Raw genomic sequence first — 23584 nt, forward strand, 5'->3', positions numbered from 1 at the left:
CAAGCGCAGACGGCCCGACGAGCGGGATTACCTGCGCGAGCTCTTCATCCGCATGCTGCTGCACAGCGAGGAGCGCGGCCCGCACGCCTCCGGTCTGGCCTGGCTCAAGACCGACGGCAGTCACCGCATCTTCAAGCGGCCGATGCGGGCGCACGAGCTTGTCTACGAGAAGCCGTTCCAGGAGCTGCTCGGGCAGGTCGGCAACGAGACCACCATCCTTATGGGCCACACCCGCTGGCGCACCCGGGGCAATGAGTTCAATAACCACAACAACCATCCCATCCGGCCCGGGATCGTCATCGGCACCCACAACGGCACCATCTACAACGCCGATTATCTGTTCCGCCGACTCGGGCTGCCGCGCTACGCCGAAGTGGACAGCGAGCTGATCTTCCGCCTGGCCGACCGCTTCGCGCCCGAAGGCCCCATCGACCAGGAGGGCCTGAAGAAGGCGCTCGCCCTCTGTCGCGGCCAGATGAGCGCCGTGCTGGCCTCTCGGCTCGACCCGGGCACCATCACCGTGCTCAAGGGCAACAAGCCGCTCTGCCTGCGCATCCACCGCCAGCACCGGGTGATTTTCTACGCCTCGGATGACGCCTTTATCGACTTTGCCGTGGACAACGAGAAGGGCTGGCGCGAGCTGGAGGTACCGCCCATGACCATGCTCACCATCCGCCACGAGGATGTGCGGGCCATCGAAAACAGCGAATTCCGCTTCATCCCCCAGGAGCGCAAAGGGACACTGCCCGAAGGAGTGAATGCATGAACATTGGAGACACCGCGAACCTGAACACAAACCCGGAAGACAGTCCCGAGTCCATTCTCCGGCTTTTCGTCTACGGCACACTGAAGCAGGGCTACTGGAACCATCAACGCTTCTGCGCCCAGGCCCGCAGCATCGAACCGGCTGTGGTCTGGGGCAGGCTCTACCATCTTCATGCCGGATTCCCGGCGCTCGAGGTGCCCGAAGGCCTGATTCTGGCCCCGGGCACCGCCGATCCACTGGCCGACGCCCGCAGGCAGCAGGAGATCGGCACACCACGCTTCGGCCGCCCGACCGGCGACTGGGACCTGATCCATGGGGAGCTGGTGACCTTCACCGACCCGCAGCGCGACCTGCCGCCCATCGACCGGCTGGAAGGCTTTCGGCCCGGCGGGCACAGCATGTACCAGCGGGTGATGGTGGCAGCAGCCAGGGGCTCAATCGCCTGTGCGGTATGGACTTACACCATGTATGCGCCTCAAAACGGACACCGGATCACCAACGACAATCAGGCCGTTTTTTGGAAAAGTCGGCACTAATCGGCACAAAACGCTTGATTTTGGCAATCCGCCAATGTAATTTGTGGAGGTTAATTTGCGGCACTGTGTCCGGATTTCGGGTTTCCCGGAGACCTTCGGGCTTTTACCGAAAACATGATGAACGAAGGACGAAGGCTATGGATGAGAGATGGCTGACGGTCGATGACATTTGCAAATATCTGAATGTAAGCAACGAGACGGTCTACAAGTGGATCGAACAACGGGCTATGCCCGGTCATCGCGTCGGCCGTCGCTGGATGTTCAAACAAGACGAAGTGGACGAATGGGTCCGCTCCGGCGGTGCGGCTGACAAAACCGATAAGCCGGACACCGAGCAGTAAGGAGCGACCATGGCAGAACCGATTCACGACAAAATAAAGCGATCCCTCCAGGCAGCCGAAGGGCTGTATCACCGCCTGGTATTGCTGGTGGGAGAGACCGGTTCCGGCAAGACCGGCGTTCTTCGGGACGTTGCCGAGGAGTTCGGTTCATCCGTCGTCAACGTCAATCTGGCGCTTTCCGGCGAGCTGCTTGAGTTGACGGCCAAGCAGCGGTCACTGCGGCTGCCGGGCATCCTCGACCAGATCGCGGACCAGGCTCAAGCACCGGTGGTGCTGGATAATCTCGAGATCCTCTTCGACAAGGATCTCCAGCAGGACCCCTTGCGCCTGCTGCAGTCCATTTCAAGAAACCGGGCCGTGGTGGCTTCATGGAACGGAATCATGAATTCCGGGAGGCTTTTGTACGCCGAAACCGGCCATCCCGAGTACCGCAGCTATGACTCGGTCGATGCGCTGATTGTGGGCATGGATGGCACGGCCACGGTCGATTCGGCAAAAAACAATAGAGAGGCAGGACAAGCATGAAATACGGAGACCTTATCCAATTCGACCCGATTGAGTCGGTCGTTCAGTTGCGTGACGCGGACAAATCGAGCGCCGCGCACACCCTCGTGAACACCTATGTCATTTCCGAGGAAATGGCCGAACGGCTCACCCAGCTTGTCATTCCTCAGATGCAGTTCGATCAGCCGGTCGACAACAAAGGCCTGCTGGTTGTCGGTAACTACGGCACCGGTAAGTCGCACTTGATGTCGGTGGTCTCCAGTCTTGCCGCAGACGCCTCCCTGCTGGAAGGGCTGAACCACGCCGGTGTCCGCGATGCGGCCTCTCAGATCGCCGGTCGGTTCAAGGTCATCCGTACCGAGATCGGAGCCACCACCATGTCCCTGCGCGACATCCTGGTGGCCGAACTGGAAGAGCATCTCGAAAAACTCGGCGTGGAGTATGTGTTCCCCGAAGCCGGAACTATCACCAGCCACAAACGAGCCTTCGAAGACATGATGGCCAAGTTCGGCGAGGTCTTCCCCGAGCAAGGCCTGCTGCTGGTGGTCGACGAACTGCTCGACTACCTGCGCACCCGCAAGGACCAGGAGCTGATCCTCGACCTCAACTTCCTCCGCGAGGTCGGCGAGGTCTGCAAGGATCTGCGCTTCCGCTTCATGGCCGGTGTCCAGGAAGCCATTTTCGACAGCCCGCGCTTCGCCTTTGTCGCCGACAGCATCCGCCGGGTGAAGGACCGCTTCGAGCAGATCCTCATTGCCCGTAGCGACGTCAAATTCGTTGTGGCCGAGCGTCTGCTCAAGAAGACCACCGAGCAACAGGCCAAGATCCGCGACTACCTGATGCCTTTTGCCAAATACTATGGCGGGCTCAATGAGCGCATGGACGAGTTTGTCCGGCTCTTCCCGGTGCATCCCGATTACATCGACACTTTCGAGCGGGTCACCGTGGTGGAAAAGCGCGAGGTGCTCAAGACCCTGTCCATGGGCATGAAGGGCATTCTCGGCAAGGATGTGCCGCAGGACGAACTCGGCCTGATCGCTTTCGACAGCTACTGGAACACGCTCAAACAGAACGCCTCGTTCCGCGCCATTCCCGAGATCCGGGCGGTCATCGATTGCAGCCAGGTGCTGGAATCCCGCATCGAGAACGCCATCACCCGCAAGCAATACAAGCCGATGGCGCTACGCCTGATCCATGCGCTGTCCGTCCACCGCCTCACCACCGGCGACATCTATGCTCCCATGGGCGCATCCGCCGAGGAACTGCGCGACCGTCTCTGCCTGTTCGATCCGCTGATCGCTGAGCTGGGCAGCGATGAGCCCGACAAGGACCTCCAGACCCATGTGGAAACGGTCCTGCGCGAGATCCACAAAACGGTCAGCGGCCAGTTCATCTCCTTCAATGCCGACAACCGCCAGTTCTATCTCGACCTGAAGAAGACCGATGACTTCGACGCCCTGATCGACAAGCGGGCCGAAAGCCTGGGCCAGGCTCAACTCGACCGCTTCTATTACGAGGCGCTCAAGCGGGTCATGGAGTGCCAGGACGCCACCTACGTCACCGGCTACAAGATCTGGCAGCACGAACTGGTCTGGCAGGAGCACAAGGCCGCCCGTACCGGCTACCTCTTTTTCGGGGCACCGAACGAGCGCTCCACCGCCGTGCCGCAGCGGGACTTTTACCTCTACTTCATCCAGCCCAACGATCCGCCGCGCTTCAAGGACGACAAGGTCAACGACGAGGTCTTCTTCCGCCTGAAAGGCACCGACGAGGAATTCCAGACTGCGCTGAAGAGCTACGCGGCCGCCCTGGACCTTGCCGCCACCTCCTCGGGCCATGCCAAGGCCACCTATGAATCGAAGGCCAACGGCTTCCTGAAGAAGCTGGTCCAGTGGCTGCAGAAGCACATGAGCGATGCCTTCGAGGTCACTTATCAGGGCCGCGCCAAGTCCATGACCGAATGGGCCAAGGGCAAATCGATCCGCGATTTGTCCGGCCTGTCGCCCCACGAGACCATCAACTTCCGCGACCTGGTCAACACTATCGCCGGTGTCTGCCTGGCTCCGAACTTCGAGAACCAGGCCCCGGACTATCCGTTCTTCTCGGTCCTGATCACCGGCAATAACCGCGCCCAGGCCGCGCAGGACGCCCTGCGGGCCATCGCTGGGCAGAACCGCACCAAGCAGGCCACGGCCGTGCTGGACGCCCTGGAGCTGCTCGACGGCGAGAAGATCGACCCCTACAAATCGAAGTACACCAAATTCATCCTCGATGCCATCAAGGCCAAGGGACACGGCCAGGTGGTCAACCGCAGCGAGATCATCCAGGACGACCATGGGCTGGAATACATGAACCCGGGCGGCTCGCGTCTGGAACCCGAATGGGTGAGCGTACTGGTGGCGGCTTTGGTCTACTCCGGCGACATCGTGCTCGCCATCCCGGGCAAGAAATTCGACGCCACCGGGCTGCAGCAGCTTGCCGCGACCGGCATGGACGAACTGGTCCGCTTCAAACACCTGGAGCAGCCCAAGGAATGGAACCTGCCCGCGCTCAAAGCGCTGTTCGAACTGCTCGGCATGACGCCGGGCATGGCCCAGCTCGTCACCCAGGGCAAGGACGAGCCGGTGCAGAACCTGCAGCAGGCAGTGGGCAAGATCGTCAAGCGCATCGTCATGACCCAGCAGACCCTGCGCGAAGGGCTCTCCTTCTGGGGTCTGGATCTGCTCGCGGGCACCGACCTGGCCAGCCAGGCCAGCGGGCTGGACGAGGCCAAGGGCTTCTTTGAATCGCTCCAGGCCTACTCCTCGCCGGGCAAACTGAAAAACTTCCGCTACAGCGCTCCCGAAGTGTTGGCCCACGAAAAGGCCGTGAAGGCGCTCGATGAGCTGGACGCCCTGCGCGAGTTCATCATGGATCACAGCCCGACGGCGTCCTGGCTCTCCACCGCCGAAGCGGTGCTGCCCGCCGAGCATGACTGGGTGGATCGCATGAAGACCACCCGGCAGGATGTGCTCGATGCCCTCAAGCAGGCCGACCTCACCGAGCTGGCCAGCCAGTCCCAGAGCATCGGGGCCAAGCTGCAAAAGCTGAAGAAGGATTACACCGTTGCCTACATCGGCTTGCACACCAAGGCCCGGCTGGGCGTGAACGACGACAAGCGCAAGGCTGGCCTGCTCAACGACCAGCGCCTGCAAACCCTGCTCAAGCTGGCCGGTATCGACCTGATGCCCCGGCAGCAGCTCACCGATTACCAGAACCGCCTGGCCGGACTGAAGAGCTGCTTCGCCCTGACCGAGCAAAATCTCGACACCTCGCCCATATGCCCCCATTGCGGGTTCCGGCCTTCAGTGGAAACCGGCACGACAGCAGGCTCTCAGATGATCGACCAGATGGACGCCCAGCTCGACGCCATGGTGACGGCCTGGACCTCCACCATCCTCAGCAACCTGGAGGACCCGATCACCCAGGCCAACATGGATCTGCTGAAGATCGACGACCGCGAACCCCTGGAGGCCTTCATCAAGTCGAAGGAGCTGCCTGTGCCGCTGGACAGCAACTTTGTCCACGCCCTGAAGGAGGTGCTCTCCGGTCTGGTCAAGGTCACCGTCAAGGCGCAGGAGCTGCAACAGGCCCTACAGGTTACCGACGGCCCGGCCACCCCGGCGGAGATGAAGAAACGCTTTGAGGAGTACATCGATCAGCTCACCAAGGGCAAGGACCCGGCCAAGGTGCGGATCGTCATGGAATAAGAGTGACTAAGCGAGTGACCAACTCCGCCGAGCTTGGTCACCCGCAAAGTGACCAAGCTGAGACACAAGACGAAAGCCAAGGATTATGAAGATGAAAGAAACCAGTTTGTTCGACTCGCTGCTTGAAGAGCCGCAGAAGCCCTCCGGCCCGGTGACTTGTCTCGGCATGACCTTCGAGAATGACGAAGACCGCCGCGCCTACTTTACCGAGGAATTGCGCAAGAAGCTGCAGGACCTGGAGTTCCGCAAGATCGAAGGCTTTCCTATCGGCAGCGACGAGGACATCCTGAATCTAAGCGATCCGCCGTACTACACCGCCTGCCCGAATCCCTGGATCGCCGACTTCATCGCCGAGTGGGAGGCGCAGAAGCCTGAACCTATTGGGCAATACCATTGTGAGCCGTTTGCAGCAGATGTGAGCGAAGGGAAAAACGACCCTATATACAACGCCCACACATACCACACAAAGGTCCCACATAAAGCCATCATGCGTTACATCCTCCACTACACAAAGCCGGGGGATATTGTGTTTGACGGTTTCTGCGGAACTGGTATGGCAGGTGTTGCCGCACAGATGTGTGGTGACAAAAGCGAAATATCGTCCCTCGGTTATCAAATCAAGCCCGATGGAACTGTTATGCAGGAAGATATTGATAGCGAAGGGAAAAAGGTATGGGTACCGTTCTCTGCTATAGGGGAGAGGAAAGCCTTTTTAAATGACCTTTCAACAGCTGCGACGTTTATTTCAAGTAATTACTCGGATCTTTCCGCCCTCTCTTCTTTTGCAATGGAAGCACTAAAGGTTATCGAGGGTGCCGAAAAAGAACTCAAATGGCTCTATCAGGGACAGCAAAAAGGTACAGTGCTTAGTGCCGTCTGGTCAGATGTTTTCCTTTGCCCAAACTGTTCGCATGAGTTCATTTTCTGGGAAGCTGCATTAAAAGATGGAAAGATGGAAGGATCGTTCCCATGTCCTGATTGCGGAACGATAGTAGGGAAAGCAGCGTCGAAATCTTCCGGCGCGGTAAAATTGGAAAGGCCATTTACATCTGAGTTCGACCCCGTGCTTGGAAAAATGGTAAGCACTCCCAAGTTTGCTCTAGTCGAACAGACAATAAAGCAGGGAACGGCAAGAAAGACGTTCTCAGTTACGCCCGAGGAACGAAAAGAATTTGATCTAAGGTTTGAAGGACGTCACTGGCCAAGCATTCCTTCAGATGAGTTTTTCCCAGGTCGTCAGACCAATAAACTCATAAATGGATCTGGTCTATCGCATGTCGCGCATATGTACACAAAGCGATCCTTATTTGTTTATGGATACTTGTGGGGGAAGACGCTCTCTACACACAGAAGAACGGCCTTTTTCAGATTCTGCTTAACCGCAATCAATAACTACATTTCGAGAAAACAAGGCTATTTCGGTGGTGGTGGTGGCGTTTCGGGCACTCTTTTTACGCCGTCTCTTCACCTTGAGCGAAATGTATTTGATGTTCTTAAGAGAAAGATCAAAAAGCTGAAGTCGCTTTCAGTTGAGACTCACCGGGCTGCGACCGTATCCACCCAAAGTGTTGTCGATCTCAGGAATTACCCAGATGGTTCAATTGACTACATATTTACAGATCCGCCTTTTGGAGAATCACTGCAATATGCGGAGCTGAACATGTTTGTAGAGGCATGGCTTAAGACGCGGACTTCTGTCGATAGCGATTGCGTTCTGAACTATGTTCACAAGAAGGATTTAGCATTCTATTCGAATATGATGCTGGGAGCCTTTAGAACTTACTCTCGTGTTCTGAAGCCTGGGAGATGGATCACCATCGAATTTCATAACAGCCAGAATGCAGTTTGGAGCGCGATACAGCAGGCAATAGAGTCTTCTGGGCTTGTTGTAGCAGATGTTCGCGTGCTCAATAAACAGCAGCGGTCTTTCAATGCAGTAAATAGAGCTGGGGCCATTGATCAAGACCTTGTTATATCCGCATATAAACCGACAGATGGATTAGAACAAAAGTTTGAGATTGGAGCGGGAACCGAAGATGTAGTTTGGGATTTCATCAGAACGCACCTCAACCAGCTTCCCGTTTTTGTTTCCAAAGATGGGAAAGTTGAAATCATTTCGGAGAGGCAAAACTTTCTGTTGTTTGACCGAATGGTCGCATTTCACGTCCAAAGGGGGGTAGCCGTTCCCTTGTCTGCAGCGGAGTTTTATCAAGGCCTTAATCAGCGCTTCTCTGAGCGTGATGGCATGTACTTCCTCCCAGATCAAATTGCAGAATACGATAGAAAGAGAATGACTGTACGCGAGGTTCTCCAGCTACAGTTATTTATAACTGACGAAAATACCGCTATTCAATGGATGAGGCAGCAACTGCTCAAGAAGCCTCAAACATCAGGTGAACTCAAACCTCTGTTCATGCAAGAAATTGGTGGGTGGCTAAAGACAGAAAAGCTCCTCGAATTGGACGAGTTGCTAGAGCAAAACTTTATCAAATTCGACGGCAAAGGCCCGGTACCCGAGCAGGTCCACGCCTACCTCTCCACCAACTGGAAAGAGCTGCGCAATCTGCCCAAGGATGATCCGACCCTCGTCGCCAAGGCCCGCGACCGCTGGTACGTGCCCGATCCCAACAAGGCGGGCGACCTGGAGAAGCTGCGCGAGAAGGCGCTGCTCAAGGAGTTCGAGGAATACAAAGAGGTCAAAAAGAAACTCAAGGTCTTCCGCCTGGAAGCTGTCCGCGCCGGATTCAAGAAAGCCTGGCAGGAACGCGACTACGCCGTCATCGTCGCCGTGGCCGACAAGATCCCCAACAACGTCCTGGAAGAAGATCCCAAGCTGCTCATGTGGTACGACCAGGCGGTAACACGGATGGGAGGGGAATGAGTATGTCTGCCGCTTGGGATTGGGCCAGCGCCAAATGGTGGAAGTTCGACTTCCACAATCACACTCCGGCATCGGACGATTATGGGAAAGGCCCCGACCAGGCCCAGCATAAACAGATCTCCCATAAGGATTGGCTGCTCAACTACATGCGGCAAGGCATCGATTGTGTCGCGGTGACGGATCACAATTCTGGTGCCTGGATTGATCCACTCAAGCAGGCACTCCAGGAGCTGGCATCCGAAGGTCATCCGGATTATCGACCCCTCTACCTCTTCCCCGGCGTTGAGATTACCGTTCAGGGAAATATCCATATCCTGGCCATTTTCGGCCCAAACAAGACCACCTCGGATATCGATTCGCTGCTCGGTGCGGTGAGGTATCGCGCCACCAAGGGAAAGAGCGACGGCTGTTCTGAATGCTCCGCTGTTGAAGTGATTGACGAAATTGCAAGGTCAGGAGGGCTTGCAATACCTGCTCATGTCGATCAGGCCAACGGACTTTTTACGGTTTGTACCGGCAACACACTGGAGCAGGTGCTCGACAACAAGTGTGTATTTGCCATGGAGGTCACGGACCTTGCTCAGGCAAAACCGCAGCTTTACATCGGCAAGAATTTGAATTGGGCGGAGGTTCTTGGAACCGATTCCCATCATCCGTCCGGTACCGGCGGTCAACGCTACCCTGGGAGCCATTTCACCTGGGTAAAAATGTCGGAGCCATCCTATGACGGATTACGGCTGGCGCTCATTGATGGGGCTCTCTCCCTAAAGCGGTCGGACCGCTTCACTGGTGACCCCAATACCCATGGACAACTCGCCATCGAAAGCATCGTGGTTGACGATGCGAAGTACCTGGGCCGAGGGCAATCCTTTTCCTGCCAACTGAACCCCTGGCTCAACACCATCATTGGTGGACGAGGCACAGGGAAATCGACTTCGTTGGAGTTCCTGCGGATTGCTCTCAAACGGAAGGGAGAAATCCCCAAGAGCCTTGAAAAGGAATTTACCAAATACAGTCAAACGTCGAGCGACCGCCAGGATGAAGGGCTGCTAAAAGATGCCACGAAAATCACTGTCGGCTTCCGAAAAGACGGTGGCCGCTTTCGAATCACCTGGTCTAACGCCGACAACAGGCACGCCATAGAGGAAGAGACCGCTCCCGGAACCTGGAGCGCTTCCGAGGGAGACATAGCACAACGATTTCCTGTCAGGATTTACAGCCAGAAGCAGATTTTCGAGCTGGCGAAGCATCCCCAGGCGCTCTTGCAGGTTGTCGATGATGCCCCGGCGGTCAATCATCGTGATTGGCAACTTGAGTGGGAGGAACTGGTTTCCAAATATCTCTCGATTCGCGCCCAGGAGCGTGAAGTTCAGGCCGGACTTCAGGAAGAATCGGTAATCAAAGGTCAGCTTGAGGACGTCAAACGCAAGCTTGAGGTTTTTGAAAAGGCGGGCCACGCGGATGTCCTTAAGGCTTACCAGCTCAGACAGAACCAGAGCAAGGCTATCGACTCCTGGGAAAAGAACTGGGAAGGTTCCGCCGAACAGGTCCGGGATGTTTCAGGAAGCCTGTTGCCACCAGAATTGGATTCACAGCATTTCGACGTTGGGAATGCGGATGATAAAGAGCTGATCGACGCTGCAGCGGGCATTCGTGCGACGTTTGAAAAACTCCAGAATGAGATGAATTCAATCGCGCAGCGGATTGATGATGCGAAGAGCGCGTGGAATCAAGCGCGGCCCAGTCTGGAAATATCGAAGAAAATCACAACGGCGAACCAGGAATACACCGACCTCCTTGGTCAGCTCAGCGCAGCAGGTGCGGGCGATCCTTCCGCATATGGTGTTCTGGTTAAGCAGCGGCAAGATCTCGAGGAGAAGCTCAAGGGGTTCAACAAAAAGAGAGAAACTCTTGCGCAGCATCAGAAGAGCGCGGAAGAGTGCTTGGCCAAGCTCCATGAGCATCGGGCCAAGATAACCAAGCTTCGCGAGGACTTTCTCAAGGATACTCTCGTCGGCAATTCATATGTACAGATCAATGTCATTCCGTTTGGAAACAAGATCACGGTTGAGGAAGAGTTCCGTAACCTGATCGACCGGGGCAATGGCGGCTTTGACCGCGACATCGGCGTGGTCGATGGGGATGAGGGCCTGCTGGCTACACTGACGCAGAATTCTTCCAAAACCATGGAAGAAAAAATTGCGGCATTGAAATCATCGCTGCTTGCCATCCATGCGAACGATACAACGGCCGTGACGGCAGCCAAAGATCGACGTTTTGTCTCCCATATCCAGGGACTGACTCCCGAGCAAATAGATCGAATTCGCTGCTGGTTTCCCGATGACTCCCTGGACGTCAGATACAGCCTCAAAGACGGTGAGAGCTTCAAACCCGTAGCGCAAGGATCGCCGGGGCAAAAAACGGCCGCGCTCCTGGCCTTTATCCTTTCGTATGGCAATGAGCCTCTCGTGCTTGATCAGCCAGAAGACGATCTCGACAACCACTTGATCTATGACCTGATCGTGACGCAACTGCGGGAGATTAAACAGAAACGACAGGTGCTGGTGGTTACGCATAACGCCAACATCGTCGTGAATGGTGATGCGGAAAACGTCATCGCCCTGGATGTGAGGTCTGGGCAGACCCGAATCGTGACACAGGGTGGACTCCAGGAGCCTTCCATCCGGGATGAGATATGCCGTGTGATGGAAGGCGGCAAAGAGGCCTTTGATCAGCGATACAAACGAATCAATGCAGGACGATAAGGACTTTGGCTGGAATGGCATCGAGCGAAAACATATGGCAATACAGCACCGTTCATAACAGCGCCTGCAAGGTCATCGAAGAACAGACCTTGTGGGGGCAGACGGTGTGCCGCATCTGGTTGCCGAATCAGGACGCGGTGGTGCGCGTGCCCCGCTCCGCTTTGCGGCCGCTGAGTGCCGACCTGCGGCCAGAGATTGAAGCCGGACGCATTGCCTATGTGGCCGCCGCAGCCAAGGTGGCCGAGGTGCTCGAAGGCTCTACCAGCGCCACCGACGGCCATGTATTGCTGGCTCCCATGGAGTCCAACGTCATTCCACTGCCGCACCAGATCCACGCCTTGTCACGGGCCATCTCCGGCGACCGCGTGCGCTACCTGCTGGCCGACGAGGTGGGCCTCGGTAAGACCATCGAGGCCGGTCTGGTCATGCGCGAGCTCAAGCTGCGCGGGCTGGTTCGGCGAATTCTGGTCGTCTCTCCCAAAGGCATCGCCACCCAGTGGGTGGCGGAAATGCAGACGCACTTCAACGAGCAGTTCCAGCTCGTGCTGGGAGACGACACCGGCACCTTGCAGCGCCTGGCTACAGGCGCGGACCACCGGAACTCAGCCTGGTCGATGTTCGATCAGGTCATCGTCTCCCTGGATTCGGTCAAGCCCATGGACAAACGGCGCGGTTGGACCGCTGAGCGCGTTGCAGAATACAACCGCAGCCGGTTCGAAGATCTGATCACCGCTGGTTGGGATCTGGTGGTGGTGGACGAAGCGCACCGCTTGGGCGGCAGCACCGATCAGGTCGCCCGCTACAAACTCGGCAAGGGGCTGGCGGAGGCCGCGCCCTATGTGCTGCTCCTTTCGGCTACGCCCCACCAGGGGAAGACCGATGCCTTCCATCGCCTGATGAACCTGCTGGATGACGACGCCTTTCCAGACATGGATAGCGTCTCCCGCGAGCGGGTGGCTCCGTATGTCATCCGTACCGAGAAGCGCAAGGCCATCGATGCCGACGGCAAGCCGCTCTTCAAACCCCGGCGGACGCAGATGGCCCCGGTGGCCTGGGAGAGCCGTCATCACCTGCAGCAGCTCCTCTACGAGGCAGTGACCGACTATGTGCGCGAGGGCTACAACCAGGCCCTGCGCGAGAAGAAGCGCCATATCGGCTTTTTGATGATCCTGATGCAGCGTCTGGTGGTCTCCAGCACCCGGGCGATCCGCACCACGCTGGAACGGCGACTCGCCGCACTCAAGGAAGGCGAACAGCAGGCCAGCCTGCGGCTGGCGGAGCTGGAAAACGGTACGGAGGGATCGGAAAGCCCAGACGATGAAATGGCCGAACTCTACGACATGGACGGCCAGGAGCTGCTCGATGAGCTGCTGAAATCTCATGTGTCGGCTCTGCAGAGCGAAGGCAGCCATGTAGAGACCCTGCTCGATGCGGCGGTTCGCTGCGAACAAGCGGGTCCGGACGCCAAGGCCGAGGCGTTGATCGAGTGGGTCTACGAACTGCAAGCCGAGGAAAACGAACCGGACCTTAAGGTGTTGATCTTCACCGAGTTCGTGCCGACCCAGCAGATGCTGAAAGAGTTTCTGGAAGCCCGTGGCATCTCGGTCGTCACCCTGAACGGCTCCATGGATATGGAGGAACGCAAGCAGGCTCAGGACGCCTTCCGCAAATCGCACCGCGTGCTGGTTTCCACCGATGCGGGCGGTGAGGGTCTGAACCTGCAGTTTGCCCATGTCATCATCAACTACGACATCCCCTGGAACCCGATGCGGCTGGAACAGCGGATCGGCCGCGTGGATCGTATCGGGCAGCCCAAGAAGGTACGGGCAATCAACTTCGTGTTTGAGGACTCGGTCGAGTTCCGCGTCCGCGAAGTGTTGGAGCAGAAGCTCTCGGTAATCTTCGACGAGTTCGGCATCGACAAGACTGGCGACGTGCTCGACTCCGCCCAGGCCGGTGAGCTGTTTGAGGATGTGTTCGCCTCGGCCATCCTCAATCCTGACGGCATCGAAACCTCCGTCGATCACACGGTGGCCCGGCTTCGCGATGAGATTCAGCAGGTGCGCGAGGCCTCCGCCATCTATGGCATCTCCGAAGAGCCGGACGTGCAGGCGGCTGAGCGTCTGCGTTCTCATCCGCTGCCCCACTGGGTGGAACGGATGACGGTGGGCTATCTCAACTCTCACGGCGGCGCGGCCAGCCGCAAGCGCTCCTGGTGGGATCTGAATTGGCCAGACGGCCAGGAACATCGCAAGGCCGTGTTCAACGCCCGGGAAGCGGATCGTCTGACCGACGCGACCCTGCTCAATCTTGAAAACAGCCGTGTCCGTGGGCTCGCTTTGAACCTGCCGCAGATCGCGGCTGGCCAGCCATTGCCTTGCGTAAGCGTGAGTGGGTTGCCAGCCAGCATCTCCGGACTCTGGGGGCTCTTTGAGATACGCCTTCAGGCCGGGATGCACCAGAAGACACAGCTCCTGCGCATTCCCATGGTGCGGCGTGGCTATGTCAGTGTGTTCCTGAGCGAGGAAGGCAAACTGTTTCTGCCCACGGCCCGGCATATCTGGGATGCGCTGCAGACAGCGGAAGCCCAGGTGCAGGCCACCCTCGGCCAGGACGAATCCATCATCGCCCATGAACGGTTGCAGGAAGCGGCCGAGCAGGCCGGACAGGAGCTGTTCGACGCATTACAGCAGGCGCATCTCGCCTCTGTGGCTCGCGAGGAGGAACGTGGCATCGTTTCCTTTGCCTCGCGCCGCAAGGCCATCGAGCGGGTTGGATTGCCGGAGGTACGGCAATTCAGGTTGTCCCGTTGCGATGCGGACGAATCCGAGTGGCGGCATGAACTGCAATCGGCGCGGCAGATCGTGCCGGAAATCCGGCCGCTGCTGATGCTGCGGATTATCAAAGGAGGCGCTCAATGAGTAGTTGGCGAGACGCCATCCTGAACGACTTTGTACCCAACGTCAGCAAGCTGACCCTGGTCGCGGACCCGGATTGCCTGCTGACCGAGGAGAAACTGGCATTGGAGCTTCGCGGGCGCGGTTTCGACCTGATCGAGTTCAGTGACCCGGTCGAATTCAGATACGCCTATGAATCCAAGTACCGCTCGATCTGGGACCGGGGGGAGCACACCGATCTGGTGGTGGTCCTTCGCTTGCAGAATGCGGAGCTGGAGTCCCTGCCATACGATCTGCTCCAGGCGGGCCGCAAGCTTTCATTCAACCTGGGGGATCTCTTTCCCCATCTGAGCTACCCGGTCATCGAGAAGCTCGACCGGAGCCTGCTGGACGCGCTATTCGAGGCCCAGCGCAAGTCGCCGCCGGATCGCATGGGCGACAACGCCACCAAGGATTTCATTCTCCGTCATGTGTTCGGCATTGCGGCGGAACTGATCGCCAACGAGGTGGAGCTGCTTCGCGCCTTGCTCCGTCTGCACTACGGCAAGCTCCAAATCCCGCTGATGCTGGCCGAGCGGCTCATCCAGGTTCTCAAAGGGCATGATGGATTCAAGGCTTGGCCGCTCTCTGAAATCGTTCCGGACGATGAGGCCTTTTTCGCCTTTTTGCAGGAACGCTGGCCGCTCTTTCTTTCCCGGCTCGGTGGCACAAATCAGGTGCGGGAAGATTCTCCGGAATACGGCCTCAAGTATCCCGGCCCTGACCGCCTGCCGTTCGACCATCAGGACATCAAGGTCTACATCGACAACCTGTTCCTGGAGGGGAAACTCACCCCGGTCGAGGCCACAGATATTGAAGTGGATGCCGGGTCCTGGGTCCGTAGCGGCATCGCCACCTCCGGCACGGACAATGACGCGCTTCGGATTTCCCGCCTGTTTGACCTTGTCGAAAAGGAGCTGCCCACTGCGGAAGCACGTTACTCGGACTGGACCGCCTTTGCATTGAAATGGGCCGAACTTTCTTCGCTGGTTCACTGCGGCAACAGCACCGAGTATCAGACCCGGCTCAGGGAAATCGGCGATGCACTGAACTCGACCTTCGCCGGTTGGCTGACGGACCACTACTCCAGTCTGATCAACCTGCCGCCGACCAATCCAGCCATGCTGCACCATGTGCCGCGCCGCCTGGCAAGGGACATTGAGGACTCCGGTAGCAGCCGTGCCGCGCTGATCGTAGTTGACGGCCTGGCCTTGGACCAGTGGGTGACCATTCGCCAGCTTCTGCAAAAGCAAGATGCCAATCTTGTCATGCGGGAATCCGCGACCTTCGCCTGGATTCCGACGCTGACCTCGGTATCGCGGCAGTCGATCTTCTCGGGCAAGCCGCCGCTCTATTTCCCGTCATCCATTAACTCGACCAACAGCGAAGAGAAGCTCTGGAAGCAGTTCTGGGAAGGCCATGGTCTGTCTCGGCTCGATGTCGCCTACCAGCGTGGCCTTGGCGACGGTGATGCTGCGGGCGTCCTCGACTCCGCAATCCACCCCGGGAAAACCAAGGTGGTGGGGCTGGTCGTGGATAAAGTGGACAAGATCATGCACGGTATGCAACTCGGTTCGGCCGGGATGCACAACCAGATCAAGCAGTGGTGCCATGCCGGATTTCTTTCAGTGATGGTCGGCCAACTGCTGGATTACGGCTATGAGGTCTGGCTGACGGCCGATCACGGCAACATCCAATGCGACGGTAAAGGCCGCCCATCTGAAGGGGTGATTGCCGAAACTCGCGGCGAGCGTGTTCGTGTCTATCCCACGCCGGAACTCCGCGCTCAGGTGGCTGGGGCCTTTCCGTTTGCCCACGAGTGGCAGCCGGTCGGGTTGCCCGCAGATTATTTCCCCCTGGTGGCCGGTGGCCGCGACGCATTCGTAAACCCGGGAGATGCCATCGTAGGTCACGGCGGTGTAGCCATCGAAGAAGTCATCGTGCCCCTTGTGAAGTTTGAAAGGAGAACACGGTGATGGGCAAAAGACATGAAGCCATCGGCATCAAGCAGGCGATCCGTTTCGAGTGGATGCAGAAGGCAGCCAATCTGCTGCTGGCAGGACTCGACGCCAAAACCATCCGCCAGGAGCTGCACGAGTTCCTCGCGGACAGAAAAGGCAATGGCTCAGAGGGCGAACGAAGCGATCAGACCCGGACCTTTGTCGTCAACAACCTGATGAAGATCTGGGTCTCTCCTGACCCCGAGCTGATTCCATTCCGGGATGCCTCGCTGGCGTTTCTGCGGGAAAACCCGTCCATGGCCCTGGCGGTTCACTGGGGGATGATCTCGGCGGTCTATCCGTTCTGGTTCAACGTGGCCCGCCAGACCGGCCGTTTGCTGGCCTTGCAGGATCAGGTGACTCAGACCCAGATCATCAACCGCCTGAAGGAACAGTACGGCGACCGGCAAACCGTCAGCCGCTATGCCCGGTTCGTCATCCGCTCCTTTGTCGCCTGGGGAGCCCTGAAGGATTCCGAGGCCAAAGGCTGCTATGAGAAAGCCGCTCCGGTGAGCATTGCCGAGCCAAACCTGGCCATCCTGATGTTCGAATCCGCACTCCTGGCCACCCCGGAGGCCAAGGGCGCATTGGGGCTGCTCCTGAACAACCCGGCATTCTTCCCATTTCAGCTCCCCGTGATGACCGGTGATTTTGTATCCCAACGCAGCGACCGGATCGACGTGGTTCGCTATGGACTGGACGATGAGCTGTTGAAATTGAAGGGCAACTAAATCAGGGATGGGACGTGAATGCCTTGGACTTCGGAACACACTAAATGGCTGGTTGACACCGGCGAACGACTGAAGACCGCCGACGGCAAGGAGGTCGAGGTCTGGGAGTTTCGTCATGAGAACGACGAGGCAGTGCTCTCGGCCTGGGCGAAACACTTCCGGAATCATTACTGCTTTGACAGCGAGATTGATTATTGGCGCAGAGGGTACAAGTGCTCTCGTGGAGAGTATCTCAACACCATAAAGTTCCCGGACCCAAAAGATGCGCCAGGACCCAGTATCCGCGCTGGCGATTTTGGAGAAGTGCTGGTTGCCGATTTTCTTGAATACCTGCTTGGCTACTGGGTTCCACGCACTCGCTATGGTGACAAACCATCCGGAACGAGTCGACAAAAGGCAGTGACATCATCGGCTTCCATATCGTCAAGGATGGCAAAGCCTCTTCGAAGGATAGACTGGCGATCTTTGAAGCGAAGGCGCAATTCTCAGGGAAAAAGGCGAAGGCGAGACTTCAAGATGCTGTGGATGGCTCAGCAAAAGACATCGCACGGAAGGCGGAGTCTTTGAATGCGATCAAGCAAAGGCTGCACGGTCGGAATGAGCTCGATGATGCCGAAAAAATTGAGCGCTTCCAGAACGAAGTGGATCACCCATACAAGGAGGTTTATGGAGCTGTCGCGCTCTTTGAGAATCCGCTTTTTGACGGCCACCTGACATCCTCGACCGATGCCTCCTCTCATCCGCATTCAGGTGACCTTGCGTTAGTGGTCATCAAAGGGGATCAGATGATGGCACTCGTCCACGAGCTCTACAGGAGGGCTGCGGATGAGGCCTGAACAGAAATCCCAACTCCTGCTGGGCGTCACACGGTCAAAGGCCAAGATGCTCGAGTACAGTGTTCCTGAAGAGCATCACATCAAGATCACTCAAGATCCGGCCAAGCTCTTCACTATCTCGATTGGTTTGCTGGGCGATCTTGCCGCCGCTATCAACCGGGACGAGCCAGATCCCGATTCCCTCTCGGAGCTGAGAACCAATCTGCTGTTTTCCGCCCGCTTTTTCGACTCCTACCTCCAATCAAAGCTGAACGAGACACTTGATCCATACCTCGTGCTTCTGGGCTCCGCCTCCTATTACCTATGCGATCTTCCCGGAAGCGCGTCGGTATTGGCGAAGCGTATCGATGGCGACTGCCCGGATCTGGATGGCGATGGTTTAGAAGATCTGTTGCTCTGGTTGCTGCAGGCCGATCTGGGGACCTATTTTGATGGAGCCGAGGGACCATTCGGCGAATTCATCGACGGGATTTCAAAATGGATTCTCCAGTTTTTCGAGGATGGGAATGGCGAAGAAAATCTTCTCGATTTGGCCACGAAGCTGAGGGACGCCGTCTATGAGTTCGGCACCCCAAGGCAGCTTCTATTTGGTGATGTGATCGTGGCCGTTCTGAGGAAAAAGCTGGAGAATTCCGCCTGGAAGGCTTTGCCGTCATATTCCGGGTTGCCTCGCGACAAATGGCTCCATGCGCTGCAAAAGGATTCGTTCATCAAGGAACTCTGGCCTGCGCAACACCTTTTGGGCAAGGCTGATGTTCTCAAAGGCGAGTCTGCCATCGTTCAAATGCCCACCAGCGCTGGCAAAACGAAGGCAACGGAGCTGATCCTCCGAAGTGCGTTTCTGGCCGACCGCGTGTCACTGGCCATCATCATCGCCCCGTTCCGGGCGCTGTGCCATGAGATCAAGAACAGCCTCGTCGAGGCGTTCCACAACGAAACCACCAAGGTGGATGAATTATCCGATGCCCTACAGACCGACTTCGAGATTGCCGAACTCTTGGGACACCAACAGATCCTGGTCGTAACCCCCGAGAAGCTGCTCTATGTCCTTCGGCATGCTCCGGAGCTGGCTGCCCACGTTGGCCTGCTGGTTTTTGATGAGGGCCACCAGTTCGACAGCGGCACCCGAGGCATCACATACGAGCTGCTTCTGACGTCGCTCCGCTCCATGATTCCTGAAGGAACCCAGAAGGTCCTGATCTCAGCGGTCATCAGCAACGCCGAGGCTGTTGGAGAATGGCTGAACGGGGAACCCAATGTCGTCGAAGGCACAACCCTGATTCCGACTTTCAGGTCGGTCGGGTTCGCGAGCTGGCTCGATCAGTTGGGAAGGATCGAGTACGTCGACAGCCGTGACGCCGAACAAGGTGAGTTTTTCGTTCCGAGGGTGATTGAAAGATTCAATCTCGGAAGGAAGAAGCGGGAAAGGACGGACCGTTTTTTCCCTGAAAAGACAGACGGGCAGGCTATCGCACTTTACCTCGGTCTAAAATTGGTCCCGAATGGCAGTATCGCTGTTTTCTGCGGAAGAAAGTCGACAGCGGCCAGCGTCTGCGAGAAGGCCGTCGATATTATCGAGCGTGGCGCACCCCTGGCCCTGCCGTCAGACTTTTCAGACGCCCAGGAAGTTGCGCGGCTGACACATCTGCATGTCGAGAATCTTGGCGCTGACGCCCCGGCGTCCCAGAGTGCGGCACACGGCATTTTCTCCCATCATGGCAATACGCCGCATGGTATCCGGCTGGCGGTGGAGCATGCCATGCGCGACGACCTTGTGCGATTCGTTGTTTGCACATCCACCTTGGCGCAGGGCGTAAACCTTCCGATTCGATACCTCATCGTGACCAGTGTCTACCAGGGCATGGAGCGCATCAAGGTTCGCGATTTCCACAACCTCATTGGCCGAGCGGGTCGAGCCGGGATGCATACCGAAGGCAGCATCCTGTTTGCAGACCCGGTGATCTATGACAAGCGAAAGGCTCGTAACGACAAATGGCGCTGGGATCAGGTGAAAGAACTTCTGGAGCCACGCAATTCTGAGCCATGCATCAGCAATCTTCTATCGATCTTCGATCCCATCAAGAGCGATGACGAGAAATACACCATCACCATGGAGGCACTGGATTTTGCCAAGGCCTATATCGACGATCCTGATGAAATTGCCAAGCTGGCTGCCGGGATAGCCGCACGACATGGAGACAAAAATTTCTCCCGAGACGGTGTCGAGCGGCAAATCGCCTGGAGAATCAGCCTGATCTGTGCCGTCGAGAACTTCCTGCTATCTCATTGGGATGAATCTGAAAATGGTCTTTCGGAAGCTGATGTGATCCGCCTGGCCGAAGGGACGCTGGCTTTTTTCCTGGCTGATGATCAGAAAAAGGAGCATATCCGCGAGTTGTTTCAGCTTCTCGCTGGGAACATCTCTGCAAACATCACAGATCCGGCTCGCCGTAAAATCTATGGCCGGACGCTTTACGGTATTCAAGATGCCCAAGCCATCGAGGGATGGGTCCAAACCAACGCCGACAGTCTGCTTACGATTGTTGATGAAACAGACGCGCTCGATCTTGCCTGGCCATTGCTTACCCGGCATATCAACAGTGGCGTATTCACCAAGTTCGATAAGCCGGAGGTGCTAAAAGAAATCGCACATGGGTGGATCAGTGGAAAGCCCTTCAGCGATCTCCTGAAAATCATCCGTAAGCGAAAAGCCAAGATGATATGGGGCACCCGCCGGAGGGAGTTCAAAATCGATCATGTCGTCGATGTCTGCGAAGGGACGCTCGCTTATGACGGAGCGCTCGTTGTAGGCGCTGTGTGTGAATTCATCGAAACCCTCGACCAAGATGGCACTGGAGACCTGATCAATCGTCTGCAGCTTTTTCAAAAGCGCCTGAAATATGGTCTGCCGACCGAAACCACCATTGCCCTTTACGAGCTTGGCTTTTCGGACCGCGTCATTGCTCAGGACCTCGCCGCATCCTTGAACCTGGCAGCGACCCAGAAGAAGGATCTCGTGAAGGCGCTGAAAAAGGATCAGGACGGAGCCAGGGCGGTGATGGAGAAATACCCAAGCTATTTCCAGGAGCGAATGAATGAACTCCTGCAATAGAAATCCAGATCATCGACCCAGGCTATCTCGCGCTCTACTGTTGGCCATATTGTTGGCGGACCGCAGAGCCCACGGCAGTTCTCTGGGAAAGCTCGCATTTCCCCAGGAGTGGGCATGAATCAGCAGACGCAGCCATCACCAAGAGAGCATCATTTCTACGTTGCGATAGCCAAGTTCCTTTTCCACCATCCGGAGCATGGCATGGTGTCGGTGGGGGACCCGATCAAGATCAAGGATGCAGAGCGGTACGGGCTCAGCCCGCTCATACTTTATGGATTGACCGTTGCCGGGTTGCCCATCCGGTGGATGACCTTCTCTCCAGTCGCTCAGCCCAGGCCCCTCCGGGATGTCCTTATGGATGCGTGGCGAAACGCCGAGGGCTTGCGTGGCCGACCGGACATCCTGCGGATAAACCGCCACATCGCGACGGCCAGCCCTGAACTGGTAGGGGAAATGGCAAAAATCGGTGTCCGGGTCGAGGTCGCCGATGCCAAGGAGAAATCCCTTCCAGCTTCCCTGCGCTCAGCCCAGGACTCCAGCCGGTGGTTGCTGAGGAAGCACGATGGAAATGACCGATCTCTTACCGGGTCCATACAGGCCCTTTGCCGGTACGCTCAAGTTGACCACGATTTTCGTGTCAGGGATGGCCACAGGGGCGTGAATAGCCGCGAGGTTGAAGACAGAATCCAGCAGTGGTTGACCTTACCGACACAATTGCCGGTGTTAACGGTGACCGGTGGACTTGATTGGGAACCCGGTCCATGGCTGTCATCCTGGGAGACATCTCTGCCGCCAGACCAGCCCCGTTATTTCAACCACGATGGGTTTGATGGCAGTACCTGGCTGCTGACGGGAGAGAAAGCACCGGAGGAAATCGTCGAGGATGATGATTTCTGGGCCGACAGTGACTATGACAACGCGGCCGGGATCGCCAAGAACCTCGTGGCGTGCTGGCCCAATTCACCTGCAGAAATTGCCACGTGTGCCGGGATCACCCTGCGGGAACTTCAATGGTTCACTTCGGGGAAGGCGTCCCTTGACCGGCATGCGCGTTTTGACCTGGAAGCCTTGCTCGGCATCGAATACGACGAAAGCATGGGCAGATATGTAGAGGCCGGGCCTTATGTCCTGGTGGCCCACAAACCACTGGCCCTCAAGGAAGTCTATGAAGGCATTTCCGGCGGTGGAGATGCATGCCCCTGTGAGATTGTCCCTCGTCAGGGAGTCGCCGATCCAAGCTGGCGATACGTGTTGATCAACACTTATGGAGAGCCCCCGAGCATTGTGATGGCACCTCGCGGAGCAAAAATCACGGAGCGCCTTCCTGAGCTGCTTATGAATTATGGAGGTATCAAGACTGTCGCCCCGGAGTTCTACCGGGATGTCGTTTCTACCTGCGCCCGGGCCTGCCGCGAACCTGCCTCCAACATCCCGGAGATGAAGGACTTCGTGAAACGCTACGAAGCGCAGTGGGCAGATTGCGCCTGGCAGCCGGAGTGAACCTGTCTGGTTGAGTCACAGCGCGGAGATTGATCAATGGAAACGGCAGATACGCCATTCGAGCAGAAAAAATTGGGTCGCAAGCATATCAATAGCTTCGCCAGCGGCATCGCTCATATGTTTGCCTGCTCGGCTCAGCATTATGCCTGGCTGGCATACCACCACCGGTTACCGATGGTGACAATTGACCTCCTGGAACTGCGAATTGAACCCGCTGATTTCGACATTGAGAGGAACCGGATTCTTGCCGGGATGTGTCAGAGAACGCTCTTCAGAAACTTCGAGCAATTGGCACCACCTGGAGCTGTAGCCACGGCCGTTCTTTCTGCCCACTTCGGGATCGATGACTATTCAGAGGACGGCCGTTCTGCCTCGATTGGCAGATCCGTTTTCACCGTGATCCTGACCGATGACCGAGGCAAGGAGTGGCGTGTTGACCATGCTGAGGAGCGGATGCTGATCCAATCTTAGCAAGGCAGGTCTGGCCAATTCGATTCCCGTTTTGGGAACCGAACCGGCGTCCGAAAACCGGATTCGAAGTTGTTGCGGCTCAGCGCCAGGTATCCGGTTTTACTGCAAACCCGTCACCCTCGTCCGGTGACGGGAAATCAGGGGAGAAATTCGTTTCTCTGGTCGGGTTGTCGGGAAGTGGTTGCGTGAGATGACTTCGGCGTTTATTATCAAGGAGTTACGAGGGGCGCGGGCTTTGAGACTGTTTTGTTGTAGGTCGTCGTTCCCTCCACCAATACCCTGTTTCTAGAAGTCCCCCGACATATCACGATGTGTCGGGGGACTTTGGTTTTCAAGGGTTTCCTGTCTCAACTTGTCTCTTGTAGTGTCCCTGTGTATCATACCAGCTCAGGCAAAACGGGGGGACATTGGGGGGACAAAAAAGTCCCCCTAGCAAAAAGTCCCCCCAGACAAATA

Annotated in this window: 14 protein-coding genes; all 14 read left to right on the forward strand. The window is 57.1% G+C overall.

The genetic code is table 11. From position 1 onward, the window contains the following. Positions 1-766, forward strand: a 766-nt coding sequence (locus tag ACK5LI_RS11250; protein WP_416949316.1) for a glucosamine 6-phosphate synthetase, incomplete at its 5' end; no start/stop codon positions are given. Next, entirely contained in the window at positions 763-1302 is a 540-nt protein-coding gene (locus tag ACK5LI_RS11255; RefSeq protein WP_416949318.1) for a gamma-glutamylcyclotransferase family protein, read from the forward strand. The genes ACK5LI_RS11250 and ACK5LI_RS11255, both read left to right, overlap by 4 nt. A 137-nt stretch (positions 1303-1439) precedes the next feature. Beyond that, a complete protein-coding gene (locus ACK5LI_RS11260; RefSeq protein ID WP_416949320.1) occupies positions 1440-1643 on the forward strand; it encodes a helix-turn-helix domain-containing protein in 204 nt (67 codons plus the stop codon). A gap of 9 nt (positions 1644-1652) precedes the next feature. Then, positions 1653-2168: a BREX-3 system P-loop-containing protein BrxF gene (brxF, locus tag ACK5LI_RS11265; protein ID WP_416949322.1), complete on the forward strand. Its 516-nt coding sequence runs from the start codon at positions 1653-1655 to the stop codon at positions 2166-2168. After that, on the forward strand, positions 2165-5896 hold the full coding sequence (locus tag ACK5LI_RS11270; RefSeq protein WP_416949324.1) for a DUF6079 family protein: 3732 nt from the start codon (positions 2165-2167) through the stop codon (positions 5894-5896). Before brxF ends, ACK5LI_RS11270 begins: the two co-directional genes overlap by 4 nt. 91 nt (positions 5897-5987) lie before the next feature. Beyond that, the gene (locus ACK5LI_RS11275) at positions 5988-8777 is read left to right on the forward strand and encodes a DNA methyltransferase (protein WP_416949326.1); all 2790 of its coding nucleotides are present in this window, start codon (positions 5988-5990) and stop codon (positions 8775-8777) included. Positions 8778-8779: 2 nt separating this feature from the next. Next, a complete protein-coding gene (locus ACK5LI_RS11280) occupies positions 8780-11542 on the forward strand; it encodes a TrlF family AAA-like ATPase (RefSeq protein ID WP_416949328.1) in 2763 nt (920 codons plus the stop codon). A gap of 14 nt (positions 11543-11556) precedes the next feature. Next, positions 11557-14463 carry a DEAD/DEAH box helicase gene (locus tag ACK5LI_RS11285; protein ID WP_416949330.1) on the forward strand — a complete coding sequence of 969 codons (2907 nt, stop codon included), beginning with the start codon at positions 11557-11559 and terminating at the stop codon, positions 14461-14463. Beyond that, complete coding sequence (gene pglZ / locus ACK5LI_RS11290; RefSeq protein ID WP_416949332.1) at positions 14460-16454, forward strand: BREX-3 system phosphatase PglZ; 1995 nt, start codon at positions 14460-14462, stop codon at positions 16452-16454. Before ACK5LI_RS11285 ends, pglZ begins: the two co-directional genes overlap by 4 nt. Further along, on the forward strand, positions 16454-17209 hold the full coding sequence (locus tag ACK5LI_RS11295; protein WP_011927925.1) for a hypothetical protein: 756 nt from the start codon (positions 16454-16456) through the stop codon (positions 17207-17209). The genes pglZ and ACK5LI_RS11295 overlap by 1 nt, the downstream gene beginning before the upstream one ends. Positions 17210-17628: 419 nt before the next feature. Further along, positions 17629-18045 (forward strand): hypothetical protein, encoded by a 417-nt coding sequence (locus ACK5LI_RS11300; RefSeq protein ID WP_416949517.1) that lies wholly within the window; start codon positions 17629-17631, stop codon positions 18043-18045. Continuing rightward, entirely contained in the window at positions 18035-21157 is a 3123-nt protein-coding gene (locus ACK5LI_RS11305) for a DEAD/DEAH box helicase (protein WP_416949334.1), read from the forward strand. The genes ACK5LI_RS11300 and ACK5LI_RS11305 overlap by 11 nt, the downstream gene beginning before the upstream one ends. Positions 21158-21271: 114 nt before the next feature. Continuing rightward, positions 21272-22657, forward strand: coding sequence for a hypothetical protein (locus tag ACK5LI_RS11310; protein ID WP_416949336.1), 1386 nt, complete (start codon positions 21272-21274; stop codon positions 22655-22657). 36 nt (positions 22658-22693) lie between these two features. Continuing rightward, entirely contained in the window at positions 22694-23128 is a 435-nt protein-coding gene (locus tag ACK5LI_RS11315) for a hypothetical protein (protein WP_416949338.1), read from the forward strand. Positions 23129-23584: the final 456 nt, after the last annotated feature.

The sequence above is a fragment of the Oleidesulfovibrio sp. genome (assembly GCF_047973035.1).
GTDB lineage: Bacteria > Desulfobacterota > Desulfovibrionia > Desulfovibrionales > Desulfovibrionaceae > Oleidesulfovibrio.

Bases quoted from the DNA above. Each gene is read 5' to 3' on its own strand.
- ACK5LI_RS11255 (WP_416949318.1), top strand. From the start codon at position 763: ATGAACATTGGAGACACCGCGAACCTGAACACAAACCCGGAAGACAGT.
- ACK5LI_RS11260 (WP_416949320.1), top strand. From the start codon at position 1,440: ATGGATGAGAGATGGCTGACGGTCGATGACATTTGCAAATATCTGAAT.
- brxF (WP_416949322.1), top strand. From the start codon at position 1,653: ATGGCAGAACCGATTCACGACAAAATAAAGCGATCCCTCCAGGCAGCC.
- ACK5LI_RS11270 (WP_416949324.1), top strand. From the start codon at position 2,165: ATGAAATACGGAGACCTTATCCAATTCGACCCGATTGAGTCGGTCGTT.
- ACK5LI_RS11275 (WP_416949326.1), top strand. From the start codon at position 5,988: ATGAAAGAAACCAGTTTGTTCGACTCGCTGCTTGAAGAGCCGCAGAAG.
- ACK5LI_RS11280 (WP_416949328.1), top strand. From the start codon at position 8,780: ATGTCTGCCGCTTGGGATTGGGCCAGCGCCAAATGGTGGAAGTTCGAC.
- ACK5LI_RS11285 (WP_416949330.1), top strand. From the start codon at position 11,557: ATGGCATCGAGCGAAAACATATGGCAATACAGCACCGTTCATAACAGC.
- pglZ (WP_416949332.1), top strand. From the start codon at position 14,460: ATGAGTAGTTGGCGAGACGCCATCCTGAACGACTTTGTACCCAACGTC.
- ACK5LI_RS11295 (WP_011927925.1), top strand. From the start codon at position 16,454: ATGGGCAAAAGACATGAAGCCATCGGCATCAAGCAGGCGATCCGTTTC.
- ACK5LI_RS11305 (WP_416949334.1), top strand. From the start codon at position 18,035: ATGAGGCCTGAACAGAAATCCCAACTCCTGCTGGGCGTCACACGGTCA.
- ACK5LI_RS11310 (WP_416949336.1), top strand. From the start codon at position 21,272: ATGAATCAGCAGACGCAGCCATCACCAAGAGAGCATCATTTCTACGTT.
- ACK5LI_RS11315 (WP_416949338.1), top strand. From the start codon at position 22,694: ATGGAAACGGCAGATACGCCATTCGAGCAGAAAAAATTGGGTCGCAAG.